Source organism: Pseudogemmobacter sp. TB195 (genome assembly GCF_058313095.1).
This window is the reverse complement of the sequence record NZ_JBZEGG010000230.1, coordinates 1-264: the sequence shown is the minus strand read 5'-3', so window position 1 is coordinate 264 and position 264 is coordinate 1. Positions and strand designations below refer to the sequence as shown.

Below are 264 nucleotides of genomic sequence, written 5' to 3'. Positions count from 1 at the left end.
CTGCGCCTTGCGCGAAACGAAATCGAGCTTCTTGATCTTGGTCAGACCATCGACCAGCGCCCCGATCTCCGCGCCGAACAGCCGGTCGATCTCCTCGCGGGTGGCGTCGGTGTCCTCGATGACGTCGTGCAGGATGGCTGCGACGATGGTCGCGTCGTCCAGCTTCATGTCGCAGAGAATGGCGGCGACAGCGAGAGGATGGTTGAAATAGGGGTCGCCGGAGGCGCGCACCTGGCTGCCATGGGCGCGCATGGCGTAAACATA

General features: G+C 63.3%; 1 protein-coding gene. It reads right to left on the bottom strand.

The annotated features are described in order from the left end of the window. Window positions 1-264, bottom strand: a 264-nt coding sequence (locus AC4FS3_RS29520; protein ID WP_491023499.1) for an HD domain-containing protein, incomplete at both ends; no start/stop codon positions are given.